Source organism: Streptomyces sp. NPDC003720, assembly GCF_042875075.1.
In the GTDB taxonomy this organism is placed as follows: domain Bacteria; phylum Actinomycetota; class Actinomycetes; order Streptomycetales; family Streptomycetaceae; genus Streptomyces.
Genome location: NZ_JBIANZ010000011.1, coordinates 1 through 24,169, shown reverse-complemented (window position 1 = coordinate 24,169; position 24,169 = coordinate 1). Strand labels below are relative to the sequence as shown.

Here is a 24,169-nt window from a genome sequence, read left to right as displayed (position 1 = left end):
GATGACCGACAAGCACAAGGGAGACCTGGAACGGGTCGACGCGCAGAACAACGTCACGGATTTCGTGCGAGGCGTGGAGGACGGCCCAGGGACCGGATTCCTCGACGGCATTGTTCGAACAGCGGTCGGAGCCACGCCCTTTGGCCAGGCGATCACAGGTCGGACGGACTTCGACCAGCGCGATCTCGACCTCAACAAGATGGTCGACTTGGTCGAGCAGACCGATCCGGAGGACCTCGAGTCCTCGGGCAAGGCCTTGTGGGATGCACGGGACGCGATCAAGGCCGCTGCGGACGACCTCTACGGCCACATCGACAAGGTTCGCTGGGTCGGCGAGTCCGGCGATGCCTTCCGCACTTGGGGCGCCAAGCTCGTAACCAACACGCACCACTTGAGCGACTTCGCCGGAGCAGCGGGTGATCAGATCACGGCTGCCGCCGTTGGGCTTGCGGCCGTACGTGGTGCCATGCCGGCTCGTGATCCCGCCAACCGGAAGCGGCCCACGACGTTCACTGCGGCTGAGAAAGCGGCGGACAAGGACGGGTACGCCGCCGCAGTGAAGGTGGAGAAGGACCGTCAAGAGGCGATCAACCAGATGAACCGGTTGGCGTCGTATTACGCGGTGTCCGAAGAGGTCCTGTCGGGCTTGCCCGCCAAGGAAAAGACTCCGACGTTCACGTCCATGCCTGACGTGGGAGTCCCCCGCCCCCGAGGCGTGCGTCAAGTCGATCGCTCGGACGCGAGTACCGGATCGCAGCAAGGCTCCGGAGCGGCATCACCCGTTACTTCCACGGCCCACCACGCCACGTCGGTCGGGGACGTGCCCAGCCATGTGACAAGCGATGGCACGGGGCCTCCCGCGCACATCCCCGGTGGCGTCTCGCTCCCTGACGAACCCGTGGGGACGAATATCGACACCGTGGGCACGCTGCCTCCGCCGACGACTACACCCGTGGCAGGACACACGCCGCCGGTTACTGGTACCCCTCCCACCGCTAACGGTCAGCCCGGTGTGTTCGACGGTCCTTTCGGGACCCCGATTGCCAATTCCGCATCCGGCCGGGGACCGAGTGGCACAGGAAGCTTCCGCACCCCTCCGTCCGCTCAGGGTCGCGGTGGCGGGTCCGGGCTGACCAACCAAGGCTCCGGACGCTCCACGGGGCAAGGGCCCATGAACCAGATGGGCCGTGCCACATCGACCGGGCAGTCGGCGGTCAAGGGCGCCACTTCCGGACCGAAGTCGAACTCGATGGGCCGCGCAGTCACCGGCGGGACGCCGAAGCCCGGCGGCTCGGCGGCATCTCGAGGCAGCAGCGGGCCGGCGACCGGCGCTGGCCGGTCCAACGGAGTGGTCGGAGGACGACCCGCGAATGCCGGCGGCAATTCGGCGAAGGGCGGATCGAAGATCCCTCGCGGCACGGTCATCGGCCGCGACGGGGGGAACTCCCGGCCCACGACCAGCCGACTCGGGCAGCGCGGTGTTTTCGGAGCGTCTGAATCCACAGCGAGGCCGGGTTCGAGCGCGACGGGTTCCCGTGCCCGTGCCGGAGGCTCCGAAGCAGTCACGGGCAGGCCGTCCACACGCAACTCCGCCGCAGGTGCTGAGCGCAACGGCATGACGCGTGGGGGCACCGGCCTCGTACGCGGTGCCAACCGCAACGACAAGCCCGAGAACGGTGAGGACGCGCGAGCGTCGCGCCCTGACTACCTGGTCGAAGACGAAGAGACACACCTGCCCAACAGGCCCCGGCGAGATGTGCCGCCGGTGGTCGACTGAGCTGCGAACAAGGACACGGAGACGATGAAGTCAGGGATCAGCCGACGAGTCGAGTCGGCTACGTTTCACAGGCCGCGCTGCAGTCGAAGAGTGCGTGCTGTGGGCGCGGTCGTCGGCGTCCTGGCGGTCTCCACTGTGGGATTCGCACCCAATGCGGCGGCGTCCGACGCCCAGTCGAAGCAGTGGTATCTGGGCCCGATGCAGGCCGCAAAGATGTGGCAGGTCAGCACGGGTAAGGGCGTCAAGGTTGCTGTGATCGACAGCGGTGTGAACCCGAACACCCCATCGCTCAAGGGGCAGGTACTGGTAGACGAAGTACCCAAGTCGGCCTCGTACCGAGCGACAGACGACTACCTCGGTCACGGCACGACCATGGCCGAGTTGATCGCGGGCACGGGAGCCGGGGGCGGTCTCAAGGGCCTCGCGCCGGGAGCGAAAATCGTCCCTTACCGAGCCATGTTCGACGGCTTCAAGGGCGGAACCGAGGAGAAGCAGAAGACGCCCGACGCCACGAAGGCGATCAAGGCGGCGGCCGACACCGACGCTGAAATCATCAACATGTCGTTCGGTGCGCAGGGACCGAGCTCCAAGGAAAAGGCAGCGATCGAATACGCCGCTTCGAAGGGGAAACTCCTCATCGCCGCCGTGGGTAACGGCGGCCAAAGCTCTGGCGACACCATTGATTACCCTGCCGCCTACCACTACGTGGTCGGTGTGACGGCGTCCGACGAAGCCGGCTCGGTCTCGAAGTTTGCCTCTGCGGGCGGATACGTGGACTTCGCCGCCCCGGGCCAGGACTTCCCGGGATGGTGCGACGCGACCTTCCGTGCGTACTGCGACGACGTGAACGGTACGAGTGCGGCGGCTGCCATCGCCTCGGCCTCTGCAGCTCTGCTCTGGTCCGCTCACCCTGACTGGACAGTGAATCAGATCACGCGTGCCTTGATCGACACTGCTGGCCGTAGTTGGCCGAAGGATAAACCGGGCAAGTATCTGGGCTATGGTGCCGTTCGGCCGCGCATGGTCTTGGAGAATCCCGACTACAACCCCGGACCTGCGCACGTCGATCCGCTGGCCAAGGAGAATGGCGGGGACCTGCTGGCCAAGTCCGCGGCCCCGTCTTCCAGTTCTTCTTCTCCCTCCGCCTCTGCATCAACCCCGTCACAAGCCCCCGCGAAGGGTTCTACCGGCGGCACCGCGGCGGCAGGATCGAGCGCGGAGTCGTCGGACGACAGCAACACCCTCTGGATCGCACTCGGCGCCGTCGCCGCGGTCCTCGTGATCGGTGGCGTAGGGGCTGCCGTATTGCGCGCCCGGCGTGCCAGGTGACGTCAGCAGTCGTACCCAGCCCTGTGCTCTCGGGACGGGGCATGCAGTGCGGGCTCACCGCCGTGACGCACCAACTCGGCGGTGGGCCGGAACAGTTGGACCGAAGAGACAGACAAGAAAGGGCGGGCTGACATGGCCGACAAGCAGAAGCTCGAAGATGCCGCAGTAATCCAGCTGCAGAAGCGGATGGCGGAGAAGTACGAGGGCATCCGTAAGCGCGTCCACGGACTCCAGGGCGTCATCGACGGCCTCGAGGGCCAGTGGCAGGGAATCGGTCGTGCCGCGTTCGACAAGAAGCAGTACGAGATCAACGAGTCGCTGAAGAACATCGGCGACATCCTCGGTGACGTCATCGAGGCGATGACCACGACGCGCAACATCAAGGACAGCAAGGAAGACGAGGTGCGCGCGTCCGTCAACAAGATCGACGTCCAGGACGGCGCTCCCACGGTTCAGTCCTCCTCCCTCAGCTCCTACTGAGGCTCGGCCTCCTCGAGAGGCGGGCGGCACACAGAGCTTTTGCCGGGCAGCCGGCGCACACAACAGGCACACATCGGCGAGACGAGGTAAACGGTCATGGCCAACAACGCTGAGGGACTGTCAGTAACTTACGACGGGCTCGACGTCGCGGCGACGAAGATCGGCAACGAGGCGAGCCAGCTCGAGCAGGACCTGCAGGAGCTGCGCAAGATGGTCGTCAGCAGCATGCAGTACTGGGAGGGCCAGGCGCAGACCACCTTCCACGAGAAGCTGCACCGCTGGGACAAGGAGGCGAACGACATCCACCAGGCGCTGACCGGGATCGGCCACGTCGTCGCCCAGTCCGGCGGTACGTACATGGAAGGCGACAAGAAGGCCTCCAGCTACTTCCAGTAGGTCGAGGCTCGCAAGAAGCAACTCCAGGGTGGGCGCGCGCGGGAGGCGCCCACCCTGCTGCTGTCTCCTGGGGCCCTGGGTCTTCCCGGCCGCCGAACTCGCCGCTCCGGTGACCCTGGTGGCGGTCCACGACGTCCGGCCGACGGCCGACAGGTGTGGCGGTACCGGTATCCGCTACACGGAGTCGGCGGTGTCGGTGCACGCCTTGGCCGTCGAAGCCGCAGCGGTCAACGCGGTGATGGCCTTCACCATGGCCGGAGTGCCGGCTTCGACGTCCTCAGCCCGGATCATGGTGAAGGTCTCGTGGTCTTCCTTCCGCGGCCCGCCGCAGTCGACGCGCCCGACCCCCTGTGCATCGGAGACGACGTACTTCCCTTGCTTCTCCACGCTGTCGGGTCCCAGGCCGTAGGTGCCGTAGGCGACGTCGCTCAGGGTCGTCGAGGAGTCCCGGCGCTCGACGATGCTGGTGACCACGACCCGTTCGTCGACCACCAGTCGGCAACGGATGAAGCCGGGGGAGCCGGTCTTCACGGAGGAGATCTTCTTCCCCGCAGGAAGAAGGGGCGCGAGGGCTGAGGCGGGCAGGTGATTCCCGCACAAGGACGGGGGAACTGCGTACTCCCTTCTGCCGTCCGTAGTTCCCGAGGAGCAGGCCGCCAGGGTCAGACCGGCGGCCAGGAGACTGACGGTACGGGCCATCGGCGAACGGGTTCGGGGGCGGGGCATCCGGACTCCTGACTCGCGGCAGTTCTGTTTCGAGGTCGTCAGCGTGCGAGCTCAGAACACCGGCATGGCCACCGCCTCTCCGCCGTTCAGGAGGAAGACCCGGTTCCCGGCGGCCGCCATGCGCCAGGTGCCACCACGCTCGGGCTGGTACGTCCATGCCAGGTCGCCGGTGCTCTTGTCGAGTGCGGTGACGCCCTTGCTGTTGCCCCCTTCGACGAACCACATGGAGTTCGCTTGGATGAGCGGTTCGACCAAGGGCGTGTCATCACCTTCGAGAGTCACATACCACCCTTCGTCCGCGACACCCGCGCCGGCGGAGAAGCGGACAGGGCGATGGTCGTACAGGGACCAGCGGTCACCACCGTCCACGGACCACAGGTGATCCCCCTCGAGAGCCGGCGGACCCCAGGTGCCGAGAACCTTCCAGAGTTCCTCGCCGTCGCTCAGACGGCACGCCGTGAGATCGTTGCCCCCCAGGTACACCGTCCCGTCGGCGATGATCGGGGCGAAGGCCGCCCCCTTGTTCTGCTGTGCCAGTTCCTACGCCTTCTTGCCGGTGCGGGAGTTGAAGACGAAGATCCCGCCCTCGTCGGTGGACAGCACCAGACGTCCGTCACCGGCGGCGGCCTCGGCCGTCTTTCCGATGGGCGCGACATAGGCGGTGACCTCGGGCCACCTGCTCTCGTGGCTGGTTCTGTCCACCGCCCTCAGGTTGTCGTCGGCCGTTGCCGCGTACACGGTGGAAGCGTCGGCGGCCAGTACCCGCTTGGCTCCGAGTCCGACGCTCCACAAGCGCTCGCTGGTCGACGCGTCGTGTACATGCAGGGTCCCCTTCGTGTCGACGGCCGCGAACTGGGAGCGCCCCAGCGCCACATACCGCGCGGTGGCGTCGATATCGGGCAGGGTCCACTTCTGCGAACCGTCCACGACCTTACGAGCGGTCAGCCCACCGTCCGCGGAGGCGAAGATGACCACGTCGCGGAGCACCAGAGGCGCGGGAGAATCGGCGGCCGCGACCTTGATCGGTCCCCAGAGCGGACGGGGCGGCCTGTTGACGGTGTAGCCGCCCGCGCTCGGGCGCTTGACGAGTGGGGCTGGCGGGGCGTCCCCGGCCGGCGGCAGCTCGTCGCGCAGCATCCACCACGTGGCTGCGCCTCCGCCGGTGGCAAGAAGGGCACCGCCCGCACCGAGCACGGAGAGGAACCGGCGGTGTGACGTGCCCGGCTGCTGTCCGTTCGCCACGACCGTCGTGTACTGCTCGGTCTGCGTCTCGTGCCGTTTGATCACGTCGGCGACGGGACCCCGCTGCCAGAGCCTTCGACCCCCTCGCGGTGCGTCGAAGGCGTTTGCGATCTGCGCCGGAGCGGGCCGATTCCCCGGGTCCTTGGACAGACAGGGCTGGATGAGGGTGCGAAGACCTGACGGAACCGCGGACAGGTCGGGTTCTCCATGTACGACCGCGTACTGCACCGCGGCGACGTGAGAACCGGTGTACGCGGGGCGGCCGCCGGCCGCGTACACGAGCACGGCGCCGAGGGAGAAGACGTCGGCAGCCGGGCCCACCCGATGCCCGAGGACCTGTTCCGGCGCACCGAATCCGGGTGTCACCGGGGCTTGTCCGGTCGTCGTGAGGGTCAGGCCGTGCTCGGGACGGGCGATACCGAAGTCGATGACGCGCGGGCCCCGCGAGGTCAGCACGATGTTGGCGGGCTTCAGGTCGCGGTGGACCAGACCGGCGGCATGGATGTCCGACAGCGTGCTCGCGAGCGCGGCGGCGAGCACCTGACGCCGGTCTCGTCGAACGGTCCATGGGTGTCGATCGCCTGTTCCAGGGTCGGACCTGGGAGGAACTCCGTCGCGATCCAGGGGCGCCCGCCCTCGAGCTGAGCTCCCAGCACCCGTGCCACCCCCTCGCTGGACACCGCCTGGGCGGTGTGCGCCTCACGCAGAAACGGTGGGACAGGTGCTGGTCGTGGGGGAGCTCCGGGCGCAGTACCTTCACCGCTGCCAGGGAGCCCGAGGCGTCCTGACCGATGTAGACCTTGCCCATACCGCCTTCGCCGAGCGCGCCCGGTACTCGACGCCGTATCAGGGAAGGTCCGACGACGTGCCGATTTCGGTGATCCGCACGTGTCCGGGCAGCGCGAGGTCACGGGCGGTCACGGCCTCGGCGGCCCACCGCGCGTGGTCCGCACCGCTGGGCGGCAGCGACAGGACGACCGTACGGTCTCCGGCGCCGCTCCGGGCGATGCAGCGGCGCTCGGCGACCGTGCTCGTCGCGTCACCGTCCAGAGCCGTCAGGACGGTGTACGGGCCGATACGCGAAGGGAACCGTGGGCGTGCGGCCGGCACGGTCACCTGGTACCGGACCGGGCCGCCGCACCACGAACGTCGACACCCCGCTCAGTCGTCATCGCGAACCTGCCCCACCTGCACCATCGGCTTCCCCCGCTTCCGCGACACGAAGACGCCCCGGCCCGCCGGCATCGGGCGGGGCCGGACGCCGCCCAGCAGGTCGCCCTCGGCCGGGTCGCCCGCGAGGACGACGCCCTGGGCGCCGAGTTCCTTGATGCGCTGCATGAAGGACTCGTAGCCGGCGCGGCCCGCGCCCGCCGTGGAGCGGGCGATGATGAAGCGGACGCCGACGTCGCGGGCGAACGGGAGCAGTTCCGTCAGGCCCGCCAGCGGGTTGCCGCTCGACGTGGACACGAGGTCGTAGTCGTCGATGACGACGTACACCGTGGGGCCCCGCCACCAGCTGCGGTTGCGCAGCTGCTCCGGGGTCACGTCGGCCGTCGGGGTGCGGCGCTGCATCAGGTCGGCCAGGGCGTCCATGTGGTGCTGCATCTGGTTCGACATCGGGATGTACTCCGCCAGGTGGGACGGCGGGGTCACGCCGAGCAGCGAGCGGCGGTTGTCGACGACGAAGAGCTTGCAGGTGTTGCCGTCGTAGCGCTCGGTGAGCCGCTTGATCAGCAGCTTCAGCAGGTTCGACTTGCCGGACTCGCTCTCGCCGAACACCAGGAAGAACGGGTCCTGCTCGAAGTCCACGAACACCGGCTCGAGGTTGTCCTCGTCGAGCGCGAAGGAGATGCCGCGCTGCGGGAAACGGTCGCCCGGCGGAAGCTGCGCCGCCGGGAACTCGCGGGGGAGCAGCCGCACTTCCGGCGCGCCCGGCTCCTGCCAGTGCCGGGTGACCTCGGCCGCGAGGGCGCTCGTCGCCTCCGCGAGGTCGGTGTCCGAGGACAGGCCGTCGATCCGCGGGACCGCCGCCATGAAGTGCTGCTTCTGCGGGGTCTGGCCGCGTCCCGGCACACCGGTGGGGACGTTGGCCGCGACCTTGCGGTCGAACTCGGAGTCCATCGGGTCGCCGAGCCGCAGCTCGAGGCGGTTCATCAGGTGGTCCTTGAGGTTCGCCCGGACCTCCATCGAGCGCGAGGCGGTGAGGATGAGGTGGATGCCGTAGCCCAGACCGCGCGCGGCGATGTCCAGGACCAGCGGCTCCAGCGCCTCGTAGTCGGTGCGGAAGTTGCCCCAGCCGTCGATGACCAGGAAGACGTCGCCCCAGGGCTGGTCGGTCACCGAGATGTCACCGCGCGCGCGGCGGGAGCGGAACTCCGCGATGGAGGAGATCCCCGAGGAGCGGAAGTACTCCTCGCGGCGGGTCATGACGCCGTACACCTCGGCCGCGGTACGCCGGACCTTCTCGGGGTCCAGGCGGGAGGCGACGCCGCCCACGTGCGGCAGGCCGGCCACCGCGGCCATGCCGCCGCCGCCGAAGTCCAGGCCGTAGATCTGGACTTCCTGCGGGGTGTGGGTGAGCGCGAACGAGGCGATGATCGAGCGCAGCAGCGTCGACTTGCCGGACTGCGGACCGCCGACGATCTGCATGTGGCCGGCCGCGCCGCCGAAGTCCGTCCACAGCGGGTCGCGCCGCTGCTCGTACGGCTTGTCGACGAGGCCGAGGGGGATGACGAGCCGGCCCGCGCCCTCGTAGCCCGGCTGGGTCATGCCGCGGCCGGGCACCGGGGCGAGCCCGGGGAGCAGCGCGTCCAGCGACGGCGGGCTGTCCAGCGGGGGCAGCCACACCTGGTGGGCGCCCGGGCCCTGTGCCTCGAGACGCCGCACGATCACGTCGAGCACGGTGTCGGCGAGCGCGTCGTCCTGCTGCTTCTCGGGCGTCTCCTGGCGCTGCTGCGGGACCGGCGCGTACTGCACCGGGACCTCGGCCGCCGTGAACAGCACCGGCCTGCGGTCGACGGGCAGCGGGCCGCCGAGCGCCGCGGCCTGCTGGGAACTGGTGCGGTACACACCGGAAACGTAGGCCGCCTTGAAGCGGACCATCTCGTCGGTGCCGAACTTCAGGAAGCCGGAGCCCGGCACGTTCGGCAGTTCGTAGGCGTCCGGGACGCCCAGCGCCGCGCGCGACTCGGCCGCGGAGAACGTGCGCAGACCGATGCGGTACGACAGATAGGTCTCCAGGCCGCGCAGCCGGCCCTCCTCCAGGCGCTGGGAGGCGAGCAGCAGGTGCACGCCCAGCGAACGGCCGATACGGCCGATCTGCACGAACATCTCGATGAAGTCCGGCTTCGCGGTGAGCAGTTCGCTGAACTCGTCGATCACCAGGACGAGGGACGGGATCGGCTGCAGCGGGGCGCCCGCCGCGCGTGCCTTCTCGTAGTCGTGGATGTTCGCGTAGTTGCCCGCGTCGCGGAGCATCTCCTGGCGGCGGTTGAGCTCGCCGCGGATCGAGTCGCCCATGCGGTCGACGAGGGTCAGGTCGTCCGCGAGGTTGGTGATCACGGCCGCCACGTGCGGGAGCTGGGCCATGCCGGCGAACGTGGCGCCGCCCTTGAAGTCGGCGAGGACGAAGTTCAGCGTCTCCGAGGAGTGGGTCACGGCGAGGCCGAGCACCAGCGTGCGCAGCAGCTCCGACTTGCCTGAACCGGTCGCGCCGACGCACAGGCCGTGCGGGCCCATGCCCTCCTGCGCCGCCTCCTTCAGGTCGAGCATCACGGGCCGGCCGTCCTCGCCGAGGCCGATCGGCACGCGCAGCCGCTCCGACTGCGAGCGCGGCCGCCAGGTCCGCTTGGGATCCACCGAGGCGGCGTCGCCGAGGTTCAGCAGATCGGTGAACTCGAGGTTGGCGAGCAGCGGTTCGTCGTCGTCCCCGCCCGAACCCATCCGCAGCGGCGCCAGTTGACGCGCCAGGGCCTCGGCCGCCTCGTACGACAGGACGTCCGGCGTCCCCTCGTAGACCATGCCGTGCGCCGACTCCAGGCTCAGCTCCTCGGGGTGCACGACGACGGAGAGGTCGCCGCGGCCGGTGGTGAGGTCGCCGGGGACGACCTCCAGGACCGTTACGCCCTGCAGGCCCTCGGGGCTGGCCAGCAGCGACGTGGGCGGCAGCGAGACGCCGTCGAGCACGACCACCACGTGCGGCTGCTCGGCGACCGGCGGCGCGGCGGGGTGGAAGCGTGGGCGGCCCTGGAGCCGGGTGGCGAGCCGGTCCTCCAGCTCCACCGGGCTGGTGGTGATCAGGCGCATGCTGCCGGCGCCGTCGGCGAGGCCCGGGGCCTGCGCGTGCGGCAGCCACTTGGCCCACTCCCACTCGGGCGCCGACTCCCGGCCGGTGACGACCGCGATGACCAGGTCCTCGGGGGAGTGCAGGGAGGCGAGGGAGCCGGCGACGGCACGGGCGGTGCCGCGCACGGTGCCCGGCTCGCCGCTGATCGTCACGTGGTAGAAGGCCCGCAGCGACACCGCCATCGGCAGGTCGTCCAGCGCGCTGTGGGTGGCCAGGAAGCGCTGCATGGCACCCGCGGTCAGCGGCTCCAGTTCGTCCACCGGGGCGGTCTGCGGCGGGATCAGGGGAGTTGCCAGCGCCTGCGCGCCGAGACCCACCCGGACCTGCCCGAAGTCCTCGTCGCCGGTGCGACGTTCCCACACCCGGCTGCCCTCGGCGACCAGCGCCCACAGTTGCTCGGGTGAAGGGTGCAGGTAGAACTGGGCGTCGCGCTGCGCCTTCGCGGTGCCCATGGCCTCACGCCGGGTCTGCGACAGGTAACGGAGGTAGTCGCGGCGCATGTCGGCCATCTGCCCCTGGCTGCCGCGCCGGTAGCGCACCAGCATCGAGATGCCCATGCCGATCGTCGACGCCACCATCACCAGGCCCATGATCTTCATGAACGGCTGGGCCTGGGGGTTGAAGAAGAACACCACGGACCCGCCCATGCCGAGCATGGGCAGGAGCTGCATCAGCGCGCCCTCCTGCTGGCCGCGCGGGAGTTCCGGCGGCGACTGCAGTACGACCTCGTCCGTGGGCACTTCCTTCGGCAGTGCCCGTGGCGGGCGCTTGACGACGATGTGGCTCACTACGCACCAATTCCCTTGCCGGACCGAGATTTTTCGTCCGCCGCCCCGTGTCAGGCGAACGTCGACCGCGAAGCGCGATCCTACTGACAACCACGGACAACGGCGGGCGGTAGGGTGCCGGGTGAGACGCGTGAGCAGTTGCGAATCGTTCCGGGAAAACCCGGGCAATACGCAACGGTTCGAAGCGAGCGCCACCCCGCGAACCCCGGTTGCGACCCCGCGGTCGGCCGACGGAACGGAAGGCGCGGCACAACCTACACAGGATCTTTACGGGCGGAAGGGTGCGCGGCGGCACCGCGGGCCCGCCCCACCGACGAGGGGGAACAGCAGGTGAGCATGACGGCCTCCGCGCCGGCCGGCGCGACCGGCGGACCGGGCACCGGAGCCCCTTCCGGGGCGGGCATGGGATTCGGCTTCTGCCGGGTCACCATCGTGGCGCCCGACAGCCGTATCGACGTGGCACTGCCCGACGACGTACCGGTCGCCGACCTGCACCCGGAGATCCTGCGCCTCTCCCAGCAGAGCCCCGCCGAGGGCGCCCCGGTCGGCTACCACCTCGTACGGCGTGACGGCACCGTCCTCGACGGCGCCCGCTCCTTCACCGCCCAGCGCATCCTCGACGGCGAACTGCTCACCCTGCGCCCGTTCGCCGAGTCGCTGCCGCCCGCCGTCCTCGACGACGTCTCCGAGGCCGTGGCCTCCGCCGTCACCCGCGACCGCACCCTGTGGAGCGGCGACCTCACCCGTGCCGCCGGCCTGGTCGCGGCCGGCATCCTGCCCGCACTCCTGGCGTTCGTGGCCTGGAGCTCGCAGATCCGGCACGACATGAACAGCCTCCAGGGCATCGTCGCGGGCGTCACCGGACTCCTGCTCGTCAGCATCGCGTGCGTACGCGCGCGGGTGTACGACGACCGCGGCTCCGCGGTCGCGCTCGGGCTCGGGGCGCTGCCCAACGTGGGCGTGGCGGGCTCGGGGCTGCTGCCGCTCGCCGGCGGCGAGGGCATCGGGCGGCTGCAGTTCCTGCTCGCCTGTGCGGCGGTCCTCGTCGCGTCCGTGGTGCTCACCCTGGTGTCGCCGGGCGGCGACGGACCCTTCGTGGCGTTCGTCTTCGCCTCCGCCGTCGGCCTGATCACCACCTTCATCGCGATCCTCACCGAGCTGAGGCCCATCGAGACGGCCGCGATCTGCGCCCCGCTGTCCGTCGTGGCGCTGGCCTTCCTGCCGGGTCTCTCCATGCGCTTCGCGCGGCTGCCCATCGGCTTCGAGCCGCCCAACCCGTCCCGCGGCGGCTACGGCGGCGGCGAGCCCGCCCCGCAGGAGCCCGTGGACGCCGAGCGGGTGGCGGCCCAGGCCCGCCGCGGCCACGAACTCCTCGTCGGCCTCGTCGGCGGCTGCGCCCTCGTCGCGGTCGGCGCGTCGATCGTCCTCGGCTTCTCCAGCAACACCTGGGCGCAGCTCCTGGCCCTCGCGACCGGCCTGGCGATGCTGATGCGGGCCCACCTGTTCCGCTACACCCAGCAGGTCGGCGCCACCCTGGCCGCGGGCCTCGCCGCGATCGTCTTCCTCGGCCTCGGACTCGCCCTGAACCCGCCGCGCGACTACGTGATCGACGCCTTCCAGGGCGACACCACCGCCCTCGACATCCGCAGCGTCTGGCTCGCCGCGGCGGTCGGCGCGGCCATCGCCCTGGTCACCGCGATCGCCCTGATCACCCCGCGGCGCGGCGTCACCCCCTTCTGGGGACGCTTCCTGGAGATCGCCGAGAGCTTCGTGCTGCTCACCCTGATCCCGCTGGCGCTGGCCGTCTTCGACGTCTACGCGCAGGCCCGGGCGATGACCAGCTAGACGGCCGGACCGGGGCGGGCTGCCCCACGGCACCGAAAAGGGCGGCACGCGCGCGTGCCGCCCTTCGCCGTCGCCCGCTCAGTCCGTCGTCGCGAGCCCGCCGTCGTGCGGCATCGGCTTCAGGTCGAACTCGCCGTCACGGGCGCCCAGCACGAAGGCCCGCCACTCGGCCTCCGTGTACCGCAGCACCGTGCCCGGATCGAGGGAGGAGCGCATCGCCACCGCCCCCGCCGGCAGGTACGCGATCTCGACCCGCTCCTCGTCCTCCTCGGTGCCCGGCGCGCAGTGCCACTCGGCGTCCGAGATGTCGAGCGCGTAGAGCTCGTCCCGCTCCCGCTCCTTGCGTGCCTTCATCTCCGCTTGCGACTCCGCCATCCCGAAGCGACCCCTTCCCGACGTACGTAGGCTCAGCACGCTCACCCTAGTGGCGGCCGCCTCCCGATCCGGGGCGTTCCGGAACCCCGGACAAGGGGCCGTCGGCCGCCTGGTACCCTGGTCGACGGCCGTTTGTGTACGCACCCCCGGAGCACCCGCAGGCATCCCCTGCCGCCCTGGAGGCCGCGCCCAGCGGATCCCCGCCTCCCGAGTCGTGGAAGCTCCCCCGAGAAGTGGACCGGGGGCACTCGATGGCACATACAGACTAAGAGGAGTACGCGTGTCGCTCGACGCCGCTACGAAGAAGCAGATCATCACCGAGTTCGGTACCAAGGAGGGCGACACCGGCTCCCCCGAGGTCCAGGTCGCCATGCTCTCGCGTCGCATCTCCGACCTGACGGAGCACCTCAAGACCCACAAGCACGACCACCACTCCCGCCGTGGTCTGCTGATCCTTGTCGGTCAGCGCCGTCGCCTCCTGCAGTACCTGGCGAAGAAGGACATCCAGCGTTTCCGTACGCTGGTCGACCGTCTGGGCATCCGCCGCGGTGCGGCGGGCGCGAAGTAAGACGCCGTGAAGGGAGCGGTTCCCGATAGGACTCGGGGGCCGCTCCCTTTGCCGTACGTGCGGAACGTGCGCGGTGTCACGCCCGCTTTGTAGTGTGGTAGCACAACGCAGTACGCACGACACGGAACACGTACGGCAGAACCCGTACGACACAGAACGAGGAGGAGCGCGCCTCGCCGCCGCCGGTCCTCGGTAGTGGCCCCCGGGGGGAAGTGAGCCCCGGGTGCTTCGATCGAAGACCGGCCCGCACCAGACGGAGCGCTTCTCCACAAACGTCCCCCTGCCACACGGGCGGCGAGGGACGAAGACGAGGAGAAAACGCTAGTGGAGAACGAGACCCACTACGCCGAGGCCGTCATCGACAACGGCGCCTTCGGCACCCGCACCATCCGCTTCGAGACGGGCCGCCTGGCCAAGCAGGCCGCCGGCTCCGCCGTCGCGTACCTGGACGACGACACCATGGTGCTGTCGGCCACCAGCGCTTCCAAGAAGCCCAAGGACCAGCTCGACTTCTTCCCCCTGACGGTGGACGTCGAGGAGCGCATGTACGCCGCCGGCAAGATCCCCGGCAGCTTCTTCCGCCGCGAGGGCCGTCCCTCCGAGGACGCCGTCCTCACCTGCCGTCTCATCGACCGTCCGCTGCGTCCGTCCTTCAAGAAGGGCCTTCGCAACGAGATCCAGGTCGTCGCCACCATCATGGCGCTCAACCCCGACCACCTGTACGACGTCGTGGCGATCAACGCCGCCTCCGCGTCCACCCAGCTGGCCGGCCTGCCCTTCTCCGGCCCGGTGGGCGGCGTCCGCGTCGCGCTGATCAACGGCCAGTGGGTCGCGTTCCCGACGCACACCGAGCTCGAGGACGCCGTCTTCGACATGGTCGTCGCCGGTCGCGTCCTGGAGGACGGCGACGTCGCGATCATGATGGTCGAGGCCGAGGCCACCGACAAGACCATCCAGCTGGTCCAGGGCGGCGCCGAGGCGCCGACCGAGGAGGTCGTGGCCGCCGGTCTCGAGGCCGCCAAGCCCTTCATCAAGGTGCTGTGCAAGGCGCAGTCGGACCTCGCCGCGAAGGCCGCCAAGCCGACCGCCGAGTTCCCGATCTTCCTGGACTACGAGGACGACGTCCTCGAGGCCCTGACCGCCGCGGTCAAGAGCGAGCTCGCCCAGGCGCTCACCATCGCCGGCAAGCAGGACCGCGAGGCCGAGCTGGACCGCGTCAAGGACATCGCCGCCGAGAAGCTGCTCCCGCAGTTCGAGGGCCGCGAGAAGGAGATCTCCGCCGCGTACCGCGCGCTGACCAAGAAGCTGGTCCGCGAGCGCGTCATCAAGGACAAGGTCCGCATCGACGGCCGTGGCGTCACGGACATCCGTACGCTGGCCGCCGAGGTCGAGGCCATCCCGCGCGTGCACGGCTCGGCGCTGTTCGAGCGTGGCGAGACCCAGATCCTGGGCGTCACCACCCTGAACATGCTCCGCATGGAGCAGCAGCTGGACACCCTCTCCCCGGTGACCCGCAAGCGCTACATGCACAACTACAACTTCCCGCCGTACTCCGTCGGTGAGACGGGCCGCGTCGGCTCCCCGAAGCGCCGCGAGATCGGCCACGGCGCGCTCGCCGAGCGCGCGATCGTGCCGGTCCTGCCGACCCGCGAGGAGTTCCCCTACGCGATCCGTCAGGTGTCCGAGGCCCTCGGCTCCAACGGCTCGACGTCCATGGGCTCGGTCTGCGCCTCCACCATGTCCCTGCTGAACGCCGGTGTGCCGCTCAAGGCCCCCGTCGCCGGTATCGCCATGGGCCTGATCTCCCAGGAGATCGACGGCCAGACGCACTACGTCGCCCTCACCGACATCCTCGGTGCGGAGGACGCCTTCGGCGACATGGACTTCAAGGTCGCCGGCACCAAGGAGTTCGTGACCGCCCTCCAGCTCGACACCAAGCTGGACGGCATCCCCGCCTCCGTCCTGGCCGCGGCCCTCAAGCAGGCCCGCGACGCCCGCCTCCACATCCTCGACGTGATGATGGAAGCGATCGACACGCCGGACGAGATGTCCCCGAACGCCCCGCGGATCATCACCGTCAAGATCCCCGTGGACAAGATCGGTGAGGTCATCGGCCCCAAGGGCAAGATGATCAACCAGATCCAGGAGGACACCGGCGCCGAGATCACGATCGAGGACGACGGCACCATCTACATCGGTGCCGCCGACGGCCCGGCCGCCGAGGCCGCCCGCGCCACGATCAACGGCATCGCCAACCCGACCATGCCGGAGGTCGGCGAGCGCTACCTGGGCACCGTCGTGAAGACGACGACCTTCGGTGCGTTCGTGTCGCTGCTCCCGGGCAAGGACGGTCTGCTGCACATCTCGCAGATCCGCAAGCTCGCCGGCGGCAAGCGCGTGGAGAACGTCGAGGACGTCCTCGGTGTGGGCCAGAAGGTCCAGGTCGAGATCGCCGAGATCGACTCCCGCGGCAAGCTGTCCCTCGTTCCGGTGATCGAGGGCGAAGAAGGCGACGAGACGAAGAAGGACGACGCCGACCAGTGACGTCCCGTGGCTCCAAGGCGACGGCCCGCACCTCCTCGGAGGCGCGGGCCGTCGCCCGTACCCAAACCCTCATCAAGGGCACCGGCGGCATCGGCACCGTCCGCAAGACCACCCTCCCCGGCGGTCTGCGCATCGTCACCGAGACTTTGCCCTCCGTGCGCTCGGCCACCTTCGGCATCTGGGCGCACGTCGGCTCCCGCGACGAGACCCCGTCGCTGAACGGCGCCACGCACTACCTGGAGCACCTGCTCTTCAAGGGCACCGCCAAGCGCAGCGCGCTGGACATCTCCGCCGCCCTCGACGCGGTCGGCGGCGAGATGAACGCGTTCACGGCCAAGGAGTACACGTGCTACTACGCGCGCGTGCTCGACACCGACCTGCCGCTCGCCATCGACGTCGTCTGCGACATGCTGACCGGCTCGCTGATCCTCGAGGACGACGTCAACGTCGAGCGCGGCGCCATCCTCGAAGAGATCGCGATGACCGAGGACGACCCGGGCGACTGTGTGCACGACCTGTTCGCGCACACCATGTTCGGCGACAACGCCCTCGGCCGCCCGGTACTCGGCACCGTCGACACGGTCAACGCCCTCACCGCCGACCGCATCCGCCGCTTCTACAAGAAGCACTACGACCCGACCCACCTCGTGGTCGCCTGCGCGGGCAACATCGACCACAACAAGGTCGTACGCCAGGTCCGTGCCGCCTTCGAGAAGGCGGACGCCTTCAAGGACCTCGGCGCGCAGCCCATCGCCCCGCGCGACGGCCGCCGCGCGATCCGCACGACCGGCAAGGTGGAACTGCTCAGCCGCAAGACCGAGCAGGCGCACGTCGTCCTCGGCATGCCCGGCCTCGCCCGCGCCGACGACCGCCGCTGGGCCATGGGCGTGCTCAACACCGCGCTCGGCGGCGGCATGTCCTCCCGCCTCTTCCAGGAGGTCCGGGAGAAGCGCGGCCTCGCCTACAGCGTGTACTCGTACACCTCGGGCTTCGCCGACTGCGGCCTGTTCGGCGTCTACGCCGGCTGCCGGCCCAGCCAGGTGCACGACGTGCTGAGGATCTGCCGGGACGAGCTGGACCAGGTCGCCCAGAACGGCCTCTCCGACGACGAGATCGGCAGGGCCATCGGCCAGCTCCAGGGCTCCACCGTCCTGGGCCTGGAGGACACCGGCGCGCTGATGAACCGGATCGGCAAGAGTGAGCTGTGCTGGGGCGAGCAGATGTCCGTCGACGACATGCTGGCGAAGATAGCCGCAGTCACCCCGGACGAGGTCCGGTCGGTCGCCCGGGACATCCTGGGCCAACGCCCGTCGCTGTCGGTCATCGGCCCGCTGAAGGACAAGCAGGCCGCACGGCTGCACGACGCCGTCGCCTAATCACCTCCGGTAAGGAAGCAACAGATGAGCAAGCTGCGCGTGGCGGTACTCGGCGCCAAGGGCCGGATCGGGTCCGAGGCGGTACGGGCGGTCGAGGCCGCCGAGGACATGGAGCTGGTCGCCGCCCTGGGCCGGGGCGACAAGCTGGAGACCCTCGCGGAGACCGGCGCCCAGGTCGCCGTCGAACTCACCACCCCCGCCTCCGTCATGGGCAACCTCGACTTCTGCGTGCGCCACGGCATCCACGCGGTCGTCGGTACGACGGGCTGGACCGAGGACCGCCTCGCGCAGCTGACGGGCTGGCTCGGCCAGTCCCCGCAGACCGGTGTGCTCATCGCGCCGAACTTCTCCATCGGCGCCGTGCTCACCATGAAGTTCGCGCAGATCGCCGCCCCGTACTTCGAGTCGGTCGAGGTCGTCGAGCTGCACCACCCGAACAAGGTCGACGCCCCCTCCGGAACCGCCACCCGCACGGCCCAGCTCATCGCCGAGGCCCGCCGCCGCGCCGGTTCGGCCCCGGCGCCGGACGCCACCGTGACCGCCCTGGACGGCGCCCGCGGGGCCGACGTGGACGGCGTCCCCGTGCACGCCGTCCGGCTGCGCGGCCTGCTGGCCCACCAGGAGGTGCTGCTCGGCGCCGAGGGCGAGACCCTCACCATCCGCCACGACTCCCTGCACCACAGCAGCTTCATGCCGGGCATCCTGCTCGGCGTCCGCCGCGTGGTGTCGACTCCGGGCCTCACCTTCGGCCTGGAACACTTCCTCGACCTGAGCTGAGCCGGAACACGTCATGCGCGCGAAGATCACCTATCTCGTCACGGCCGCCGTCCTCGTCTTCTACTTCGTCCTGGTCGGCAGCCGCGGCGTGATGCTCATCCAGACCGGCACGCTCCTGACCGTCACCTTCGGTGTGGCGGTGCTGATCCTGCCGGTCATCGGCCTGTGGTTCCTGTGGAAGAACACCCAGTTCGTCCGCCGGGCCAACGTGCTCGCCGCCGAACTCGAGGCCGAGGGCGGCCTCCCCGTCGACGAGCTGAAGCGCACCCCGAGCGGCCGCATCGACCGGGACTCCGCGGACGAGGTGTTCGCCATGCGCAAGGCCGAGACGGAGGCGGCCCCGGACGACTGGCGCAGCTGGTTCCGGCTGGCCGTGGCCTACCACGACGCACGCGACACCCCGCGCGCCCGCAAGGCGATGCAGCGGGCCATCGCGCTGCACGACGGCAGACCCGTCCAGGTCTGAGCCGGCCCGGGCAGGCCGGTCCAGGCCGGTCCAGGCCGGTCCAGGCCGGTACGAGGAACGGGAACGAGAAAGGGGCCGGACCGCGGTGCACGCGGTCCGGCCCCTTCGTCATGGCCCCGAGGGCGGTCAGCCGCGCCCGTACTCCGCGGCCCACGCCTCCACCGTGTCCGCGGCCCGGTCGAAGGCCGCGGGCCGGTGCAGGAAGTCGAGGGAGTGCGTGGACAGCAGCGGCGGCGTGTCCTCGGCGGCCCGGTCCTTGCGCACCAGCGTCAGCGCCTGCCCCTGCACGGTGCGCGGCAGCCCCAGCCAGCGCACCGGCTGCTGAGCCGTCCGTACGGCGATCACCCGCTGCCAGGGGACCGTGCGCGTCACCAGGAAGCCCACCTGGCGCAGCCCGCGCGCGCTCACCCACACGCCCATGCGCAGCACGCGCAGCGCCGAGACGATGACGGCCAGCGCCAGCGTGAGGACCAGGCCCGCCGCGGACACCGAGTCGGTCAGGGCGATGAGGACCGCGCCGAACAGCACGAACGAGGAGAGCAGCAGCCCCAGGGCGGCGCCGCCCACCCGCCAGGGCCCGGGCCGGTAGGGCCGCCGCCAGCGGTCCCGGTCGTCGTACGGCAGCGGGCTCTCGGAAGCCGATTCGAAGGAGCGGTCGGCCGTCAGGAAGGGCAGGGGCACGGCTGGTCCTCACTCGATCCTCGCTGGGGCTGTGCCCGGTGAGGCTATCCGGCCGGGTTCCCGCCCACCACCCTTGGGCGGCCGGAAGGGTCAGTGCCCCTGCGAGGCCTGCGACTGCTGGGCCGGCGTGCTCGACGGAGTGGACAGCGCCGGCATCCCGAGGACCAGGGCCCCGACGAGTCCGGCGACGAGGGTCAGGCCGAGCAGCCAGCGCCCGGCCAGCTCGCCGAGGGAGGCCGGCTCACGGGTCGGGGGAGCGACATTGCTGCGGAACCTGTCCGCCTCTGCCACGAAGGCGAAGGGAACGGGCTCGTCGGGGGCACCTCCCGGCGGCGGCTGGGGGTGGAACATCGCGGGTTCAGCTCCTCTCGGGATCGAACGGTCAGGCCTCACCGGTACAGACGCGCGAGTGACACAAAAGGTGCCCATGTCCGAAAAAATGCGTGGCAAGGTCACTGTCCGGGACTGTCAGGGGTGCCCCGTACAGTGGGCGCGAACCTCAAGAAGTGATGGAAGGACCCCCGTGACCACCCCCGAGTCGCTCACTTTCCGCAGCGATGTCAGCGTCGAGCTGGTCAAGTCCAGCGCGTCGGACGCCGACGTCCTCTTCGCCGCCCGCGTCTCCACCGTCGGCGAGCAGTCGCTGGACGAGCTGAAGAAGGACCCCGAGCGCTCCAAGGGCCTGATCAACTACCTGATGCGCGACCGGCACGGCAGCCCGTTCGAGCACAACTCGATGACCTTCTTCATCAGCGCCCCGATCTTCGTCTTCCGCGAGTTCATGCGGCACCGGGTCGGCTGGTCCTACAACGAGGAGTCGGGTCGCTACCGGGAGCTCCAGCCGGTCTTCTACGTCCCCGGCGCGGACCGCAAGCTGGTCCAGGAGGGCCGTCCCGGCAAGTACGTCTTCGTCGAGGGCACCCAGGCCCAGCAGGAAGCCGTGCGCAGCACCCTCGAGGAGTCCTACGAGCAGGCGTACGCGGCCTACCGGAAGCTCCTCGCCGAGGGCGTCGCCCGCGAGGTGGCCCGCGCCGCCCTCCCGGTCGGCCTGTTCTCCTCGATGTACGCCACCTGCAACGCCCGCTCGCTGATGCACTTCCTCGGTCTGCGCACCCAGCACGAGCTGGCCAAGGTGCCCTCCTTCCCGCAGCGGGAGATCGAGATGGTGGGCGAGCGGATGGAGGCGGAGTGGGCCAAGCTCATGCCGCTGACCTATGCCGCCTTCAACGCGAACGGACGTGTGGCTCCGTAACGAAGCCCTGTTCTCCCACGCGGAACGGATGTACGGATCAGCCGGGCGAAGTGTCCGTATTGCGGCATTCCGAGAAGTTCATCTAGCCTGATCGAACGGACCCGGCACTGCTTGAACCCCCGAGCAGGCAGTGCCGGGCTCCATATTTGTCCTGACTTACCCGGCCCCCCAAGGGCAGACCACGCCTGGAGCACCGAGTAGCGTGTTACCCATGGCTCCGACCTCGACTCCGCAGACCCCCTTCGGGCGGGTCCTCACCGCCATGGTCACGCCCTTCACGGCGGACGGCGCACTCGACCTCGACGGCGCGCAGCGGCTCGCCGCCCACCTGGTGGACGCAGGCAACGACGGCCTGATCATCAACGGCACCACCGGCGAGTCCCCCACCACCAGTGACGCGGAGAAATCGGACCTCGTACGAGCCGTGGTCGAGGCGGTCGGCGACCGCGCCCACGTCGTGGCCGGGGTCGGCACCAACGACACCCGCCACAGCATCGAGCTGGCCCGCGAGGCGGAGCACGCCGGCGCGCACGGCCTGCTGGTCGTGACGCCGTACTACAACAAGCCCCCTCAGGAGGGGCTGTACCGGCACTTCACGACCGTCGCGGACGCCACCGGCCTGCCGGTCATGCTCTACGACATCCCCGGCCGCAGCGGGGTCCCGATCAACACCGAGACCCTGGTCCGCCTGGCCGAGCACCCGCGGATCGTCGCCAACAAGGACGCCAAGGGCGACCTCGGCCGCGCGAGCTGGGCCGTCGCGCAGTCCGGCCTCGCCTGGTACTCCGGCGACGACATGCTGAACCTGCCGCTGCTCTCCGTGGGCGCGGTCGGCTTCGTCTCCGTCGTCGGCCACGTCGTCACCCCCGACCTGCGCGCCCTCGTCGACGCGTACAGCTCGGGCGACGTCGTGAAGGCCACGGAGATCCACCAGAAGCTGCTGCCCGTGTACACCGGGATGTTCCGCACCCAGGGCGTCATGACCGCCAAGGCCGCACTCGCCCTCCAGGGGCTGCCCGCAGGTCCCCTGCGCGCACCCATGGTCGAGTGCTCGCCGGAGGAGATCGCCCAGCTCAAGATCGATCTTGCCGCCGGCGGGGTACAGCTCTGACAACAGACTTGGCACCACCCGAGCTTCACAACTGAATCGACAACCGAACAGCGGGCCACCGGTGCCCGCACCCCACAACGACAACTGCTTCTGCACGAACGTCATGCGCGCCACGTGCCCCACCGGTACGTGGCGCTCGTGGTGAGGAGAGTCTTTTGAGTCATCCGCATCCTGAACTCGGACCGCCCCCGTCGCTCCCCGAGGGCGGCCTGCGTGTCACCCCGCTCGGCGGTCTCGGCGAGATCGGCCGGAACATGACGGTCTTCGAGTACGGCGGCCGCCTGCTGATCGTCGACTGCGGAGTGCTCTTCCCCGAGGAGGAGCAGCCCGGAATCGACCTGATCCTTCCGGACTTCACGTCCATCCGGGACCGCCTCGACGACATCGAGGGCATCGTGCTCACCCACGGGCACGAGGACCACATCGGCGGCGTCCCCTTCCTGCTCCGCGAGAAGCCGGACATCCCGCTGATCGGCTCCAAGCTGACCCTCGCCCTCATCGAGGCCAAGCTCCAGGAGCACCGGATCCGCCCGTACACCCTCGAGGTGGCGGAGGGGAACCGCGAGCGCATCGGCCCCTTCGACTGCGAGTTCGTCGCGGTCAACCACTCCATCCCGGACGCGCTGGCGGTCGCCATCCGCACCCCGGCCGGCATGGCCGTGCACACCGGCGACTTCAAGATGGACCAGCTCCCGCTGGACAACCGCCTCACCGACCTGCACGCGTTCGCCCGCCTCAGCGAGGAGGGCATCGACCTCCTGCTCGCCGACTCGACGAACGCCGAGGTGCCGGGCTTCGTCCCGCCCGAGCGCGACATCTCCAACGTCCTGCGACAGGTCTTCGCCGGCGCCCGCAAGCGGATCATCGTGGCGAGCTTCGCCAGCCACGTCCACCGCATTCAGCAGATCCTGGACGCGGCCCACGAGTACGGCCGCCGGGTCGCCTTCGTCGGCCGCTCGATGGTCCGCAACATGGGCATCGCCCGCGACCTCGGTTACCTCAAGGTGCCGCCGGGTCTGGTCGTGGACGTCAAGACCCTCGACGACCTCCCGGACCACGAGGTGGTCCTGGTCTGCACGGGCTCCCAGGGCGAGCCGATGGCCGCCCTCTCCCGGATGGCCAACCGCGACCACCAGATCCGGATCGTCCCCGGCGACACGGTGATCCTCGCGTCGTCCCTCATCCCGGGCAACGAGAACGCGGTCTACCGCGTCATCAACGGCCTGACCCGCTGGGGCGCCAACGTCGTGCACAAGGGCAACGCCAAGGTGCACGTCTCGGGCCACGCGTCCGCGGGCGAGCTGCTGTACTTCTACAACATCTGCCGCCCGAAGAACCTGATGCCGGTGCACGGCGAATGGCGTCACCTGCGCGCCAACGCCGAGCTGGGCGCGCTGACCGGTGTCCCGCACGACCGGATCGTCATCGCCGAGGACGGCGTGGTCGTCGACCTGGTCGAGGGCAAGGCAACGATCGCCGGCAAGGTGCAGGCCGGGTACGTCTACGTCGACGGCCTCTCCGTCGGCGACGTGGGCGAGCCGGCCCTGAAGGACCGCAAGATCCTCGGCGACGAGGGCATCATCTCGGTCTTCGTGGTGGTGGACTCGTCCACCGGCAAGATCACGGGCGGACCGCACATCCACGCCCGCGGTTCCGGTATCGAGGACTCGGCCTTCACCGGCGTCATCCCGAAGATCAACGAGGCGCTGGAGCGCTCGGCCCAGGACGGCGTCGTGGAGCCGCACCAGCTGCAGCAACTGATCCGGCGCACCCTGGGCAAGTGGGTCTCGGACACCTATCGCCGCAGGCCGATGATCCTCCCGGTGGTCGTGGAGGTCTGACACGCCGGCTGCGTGAACTGGGAGCGGGGCGCCTCGATTTGCATCGGGCCGCCCCGCTCCAGTACGTTTACGGCTCCGCCCGAGGGGAACCCCCCAGAGCTTCACGCTCCGGACCACGGTTGCCACAGATCGGGTGGGAAATCCGGCTCAGAACTTCTGATAAAGTCGGAACCGCCGGAAAGGGAAACGCGAGAGCGGGAACCTGGAAAGCACCGAGGAAATCGGGTCGAGAAAAGATCTGATAGAGTCG

At 69.7% G+C, this 24,169-nt stretch carries 21 protein-coding genes; 13 read left to right on the top strand and 8 right to left on the bottom strand.

Annotated elements, in window-relative coordinates:
- Position 1: 1 nt before the first annotated feature.
- The 4 genes from ACFYU0_RS28255 to ACFYU0_RS28240 all read left to right on the top strand — a co-directional run bounded on the left by ACFYU0_RS28255 (position 2) and on the right by ACFYU0_RS28240 (position 3,982).
- The gene (locus ACFYU0_RS28255; RefSeq protein ID WP_389304835.1) at positions 2–1,777 is read left to right on the top strand and encodes a hypothetical protein; all 1,776 of its coding nucleotides are present in this window, start codon (positions 2–4) and stop codon (positions 1,775–1,777) included.
- A gap of 90 nt (positions 1,778–1,867) precedes the next feature.
- Positions 1,868–3,106 carry a S8 family serine peptidase gene (locus ACFYU0_RS28250; protein WP_389304834.1) on the top strand — a complete coding sequence of 413 codons (1,239 nt, stop codon included), beginning with the start codon at positions 1,868–1,870 and terminating at the stop codon, positions 3,104–3,106.
- Positions 3,107–3,238: 132 nt separating this feature from the next.
- Positions 3,239–3,586, top strand: a complete 348-nt coding sequence (locus ACFYU0_RS28245) for a WXG100 family type VII secretion target (RefSeq protein ID WP_351664199.1) — start codon at positions 3,239–3,241, stop codon at positions 3,584–3,586.
- Between the two features lie 96 nt (positions 3,587–3,682).
- Entirely contained in the window at positions 3,683–3,982 is a 300-nt protein-coding gene (locus ACFYU0_RS28240; RefSeq protein ID WP_143640176.1) for a WXG100 family type VII secretion target, read from the top strand.
- Positions 3,983–4,156: 174 nt separating this feature from the next.
- Here the strand turns inward: ACFYU0_RS28240 and ACFYU0_RS28235 are convergent, their stop codons facing one another.
- From ACFYU0_RS28235 to eccCa, 5 genes are all read right to left on the bottom strand, one after another.
- Positions 4,157–4,513, bottom strand: coding sequence for a hypothetical protein (locus ACFYU0_RS28235; protein WP_389304833.1), 357 nt, complete (start codon positions 4,511–4,513; stop codon positions 4,157–4,159).
- Positions 4,514–4,759: 246 nt separating this feature from the next.
- Complete coding sequence (locus ACFYU0_RS28230) at positions 4,760–5,191, bottom strand: PQQ-binding-like beta-propeller repeat protein (protein WP_389304832.1); 432 nt, start codon at positions 5,189–5,191, stop codon at positions 4,760–4,762.
- A 57-nt stretch (positions 5,192–5,248) separates the two neighbouring features.
- Positions 5,249–6,490, bottom strand: a complete 1,242-nt coding sequence (locus ACFYU0_RS28225; RefSeq protein ID WP_389304831.1) for a protein kinase — start codon at positions 6,488–6,490, stop codon at positions 5,249–5,251.
- A gap of 306 nt (positions 6,491–6,796) precedes the next feature.
- The gene (locus tag ACFYU0_RS28220) at positions 6,797–7,060 is read right to left on the bottom strand and encodes a hypothetical protein (protein ID WP_389304830.1); all 264 of its coding nucleotides are present in this window, start codon (positions 7,058–7,060) and stop codon (positions 6,797–6,799) included.
- A 51-nt stretch (positions 7,061–7,111) separates the two neighbouring features.
- On the bottom strand, positions 7,112–11,083 hold the full coding sequence (eccCa, locus tag ACFYU0_RS28215; protein WP_389304829.1) for a type VII secretion protein EccCa: 3,972 nt from the start codon (positions 11,081–11,083) through the stop codon (positions 7,112–7,114).
- Between the two features lie 336 nt (positions 11,084–11,419).
- On the opposite strand from eccCa, the gene eccD reads away from it, so the two are divergent.
- Positions 11,420–12,928: a type VII secretion integral membrane protein EccD gene (gene eccD, locus ACFYU0_RS28210; RefSeq protein ID WP_389305145.1), complete on the top strand. Its 1,509-nt coding sequence runs from the start codon at positions 11,420–11,422 to the stop codon at positions 12,926–12,928.
- A 78-nt stretch (positions 12,929–13,006) separates the two neighbouring features.
- Here eccD and ACFYU0_RS28205 read toward each other — a convergent pair whose 3' ends face one another.
- A complete protein-coding gene (locus ACFYU0_RS28205; RefSeq protein ID WP_351664193.1) occupies positions 13,007–13,303 on the bottom strand; it encodes a DUF397 domain-containing protein in 297 nt (98 codons plus the stop codon).
- 280 nt (positions 13,304–13,583) lie between these two features.
- Here ACFYU0_RS28205 and rpsO point away from each other — a divergent pair, with 280 nt between their 5' ends.
- The 5 genes from rpsO to ACFYU0_RS28180 all read left to right on the top strand — a co-directional run bounded on the left by rpsO (position 13,584) and on the right by ACFYU0_RS28180 (position 19,034).
- Positions 13,584–13,871 carry a 30S ribosomal protein S15 gene (gene rpsO / locus ACFYU0_RS28200; RefSeq protein ID WP_020138875.1) on the top strand — a complete coding sequence of 96 codons (288 nt, stop codon included), beginning with the start codon at positions 13,584–13,586 and terminating at the stop codon, positions 13,869–13,871.
- 324 nt (positions 13,872–14,195) lie between these two features.
- Positions 14,196–16,415 carry a polyribonucleotide nucleotidyltransferase gene (locus ACFYU0_RS28195; protein ID WP_351664192.1) on the top strand — a complete coding sequence of 740 codons (2,220 nt, stop codon included), beginning with the start codon at positions 14,196–14,198 and terminating at the stop codon, positions 16,413–16,415.
- Positions 16,412–17,791 (top strand): M16 family metallopeptidase, encoded by a 1,380-nt coding sequence (locus ACFYU0_RS28190; protein ID WP_389304828.1) that lies wholly within the window; start codon positions 16,412–16,414, stop codon positions 17,789–17,791. Before ACFYU0_RS28195 ends, ACFYU0_RS28190 begins: the two co-directional genes overlap by 4 nt.
- A 24-nt stretch (positions 17,792–17,815) precedes the next feature.
- Positions 17,816–18,568, top strand: coding sequence for a 4-hydroxy-tetrahydrodipicolinate reductase (gene dapB, locus ACFYU0_RS28185; RefSeq protein ID WP_389304827.1), 753 nt, complete (start codon positions 17,816–17,818; stop codon positions 18,566–18,568).
- 13 nt (positions 18,569–18,581) lie between these two features.
- Positions 18,582–19,034 carry a hypothetical protein gene (locus ACFYU0_RS28180; protein ID WP_389304826.1) on the top strand — a complete coding sequence of 151 codons (453 nt, stop codon included), beginning with the start codon at positions 18,582–18,584 and terminating at the stop codon, positions 19,032–19,034.
- Positions 19,035–19,160: 126 nt separating this feature from the next.
- Here the strand turns inward: ACFYU0_RS28180 and ACFYU0_RS28175 are convergent, their stop codons facing one another.
- Both ACFYU0_RS28175 and ACFYU0_RS28170 read right to left on the bottom strand, forming a co-directional pair.
- Positions 19,161–19,715, bottom strand: a complete 555-nt coding sequence (locus ACFYU0_RS28175) for a hypothetical protein (protein WP_351664188.1) — start codon at positions 19,713–19,715, stop codon at positions 19,161–19,163.
- A gap of 90 nt (positions 19,716–19,805) precedes the next feature.
- Positions 19,806–20,066 carry a hypothetical protein gene (locus tag ACFYU0_RS28170; protein ID WP_389304825.1) on the bottom strand — a complete coding sequence of 87 codons (261 nt, stop codon included), beginning with the start codon at positions 20,064–20,066 and terminating at the stop codon, positions 19,806–19,808.
- 172 nt (positions 20,067–20,238) lie between these two features.
- On the opposite strand from ACFYU0_RS28170, the gene thyX reads away from it, so the two are divergent.
- From thyX to ACFYU0_RS28155, 3 genes are all read left to right on the top strand, one after another.
- A complete protein-coding gene (thyX, locus tag ACFYU0_RS28165; RefSeq protein ID WP_389304824.1) occupies positions 20,239–20,967 on the top strand; it encodes an FAD-dependent thymidylate synthase in 729 nt (242 codons plus the stop codon).
- 211 nt (positions 20,968–21,178) lie between these two features.
- On the top strand, positions 21,179–22,078 hold the full coding sequence (gene dapA, locus ACFYU0_RS28160; RefSeq protein WP_351664185.1) for a 4-hydroxy-tetrahydrodipicolinate synthase: 900 nt from the start codon (positions 21,179–21,181) through the stop codon (positions 22,076–22,078).
- Positions 22,079–22,233: 155 nt separating this feature from the next.
- Complete coding sequence (locus tag ACFYU0_RS28155; RefSeq protein ID WP_351664184.1) at positions 22,234–23,919, top strand: ribonuclease J; 1,686 nt, start codon at positions 22,234–22,236, stop codon at positions 23,917–23,919.
- Positions 23,920–24,169: the final 250 nt, after the last annotated feature.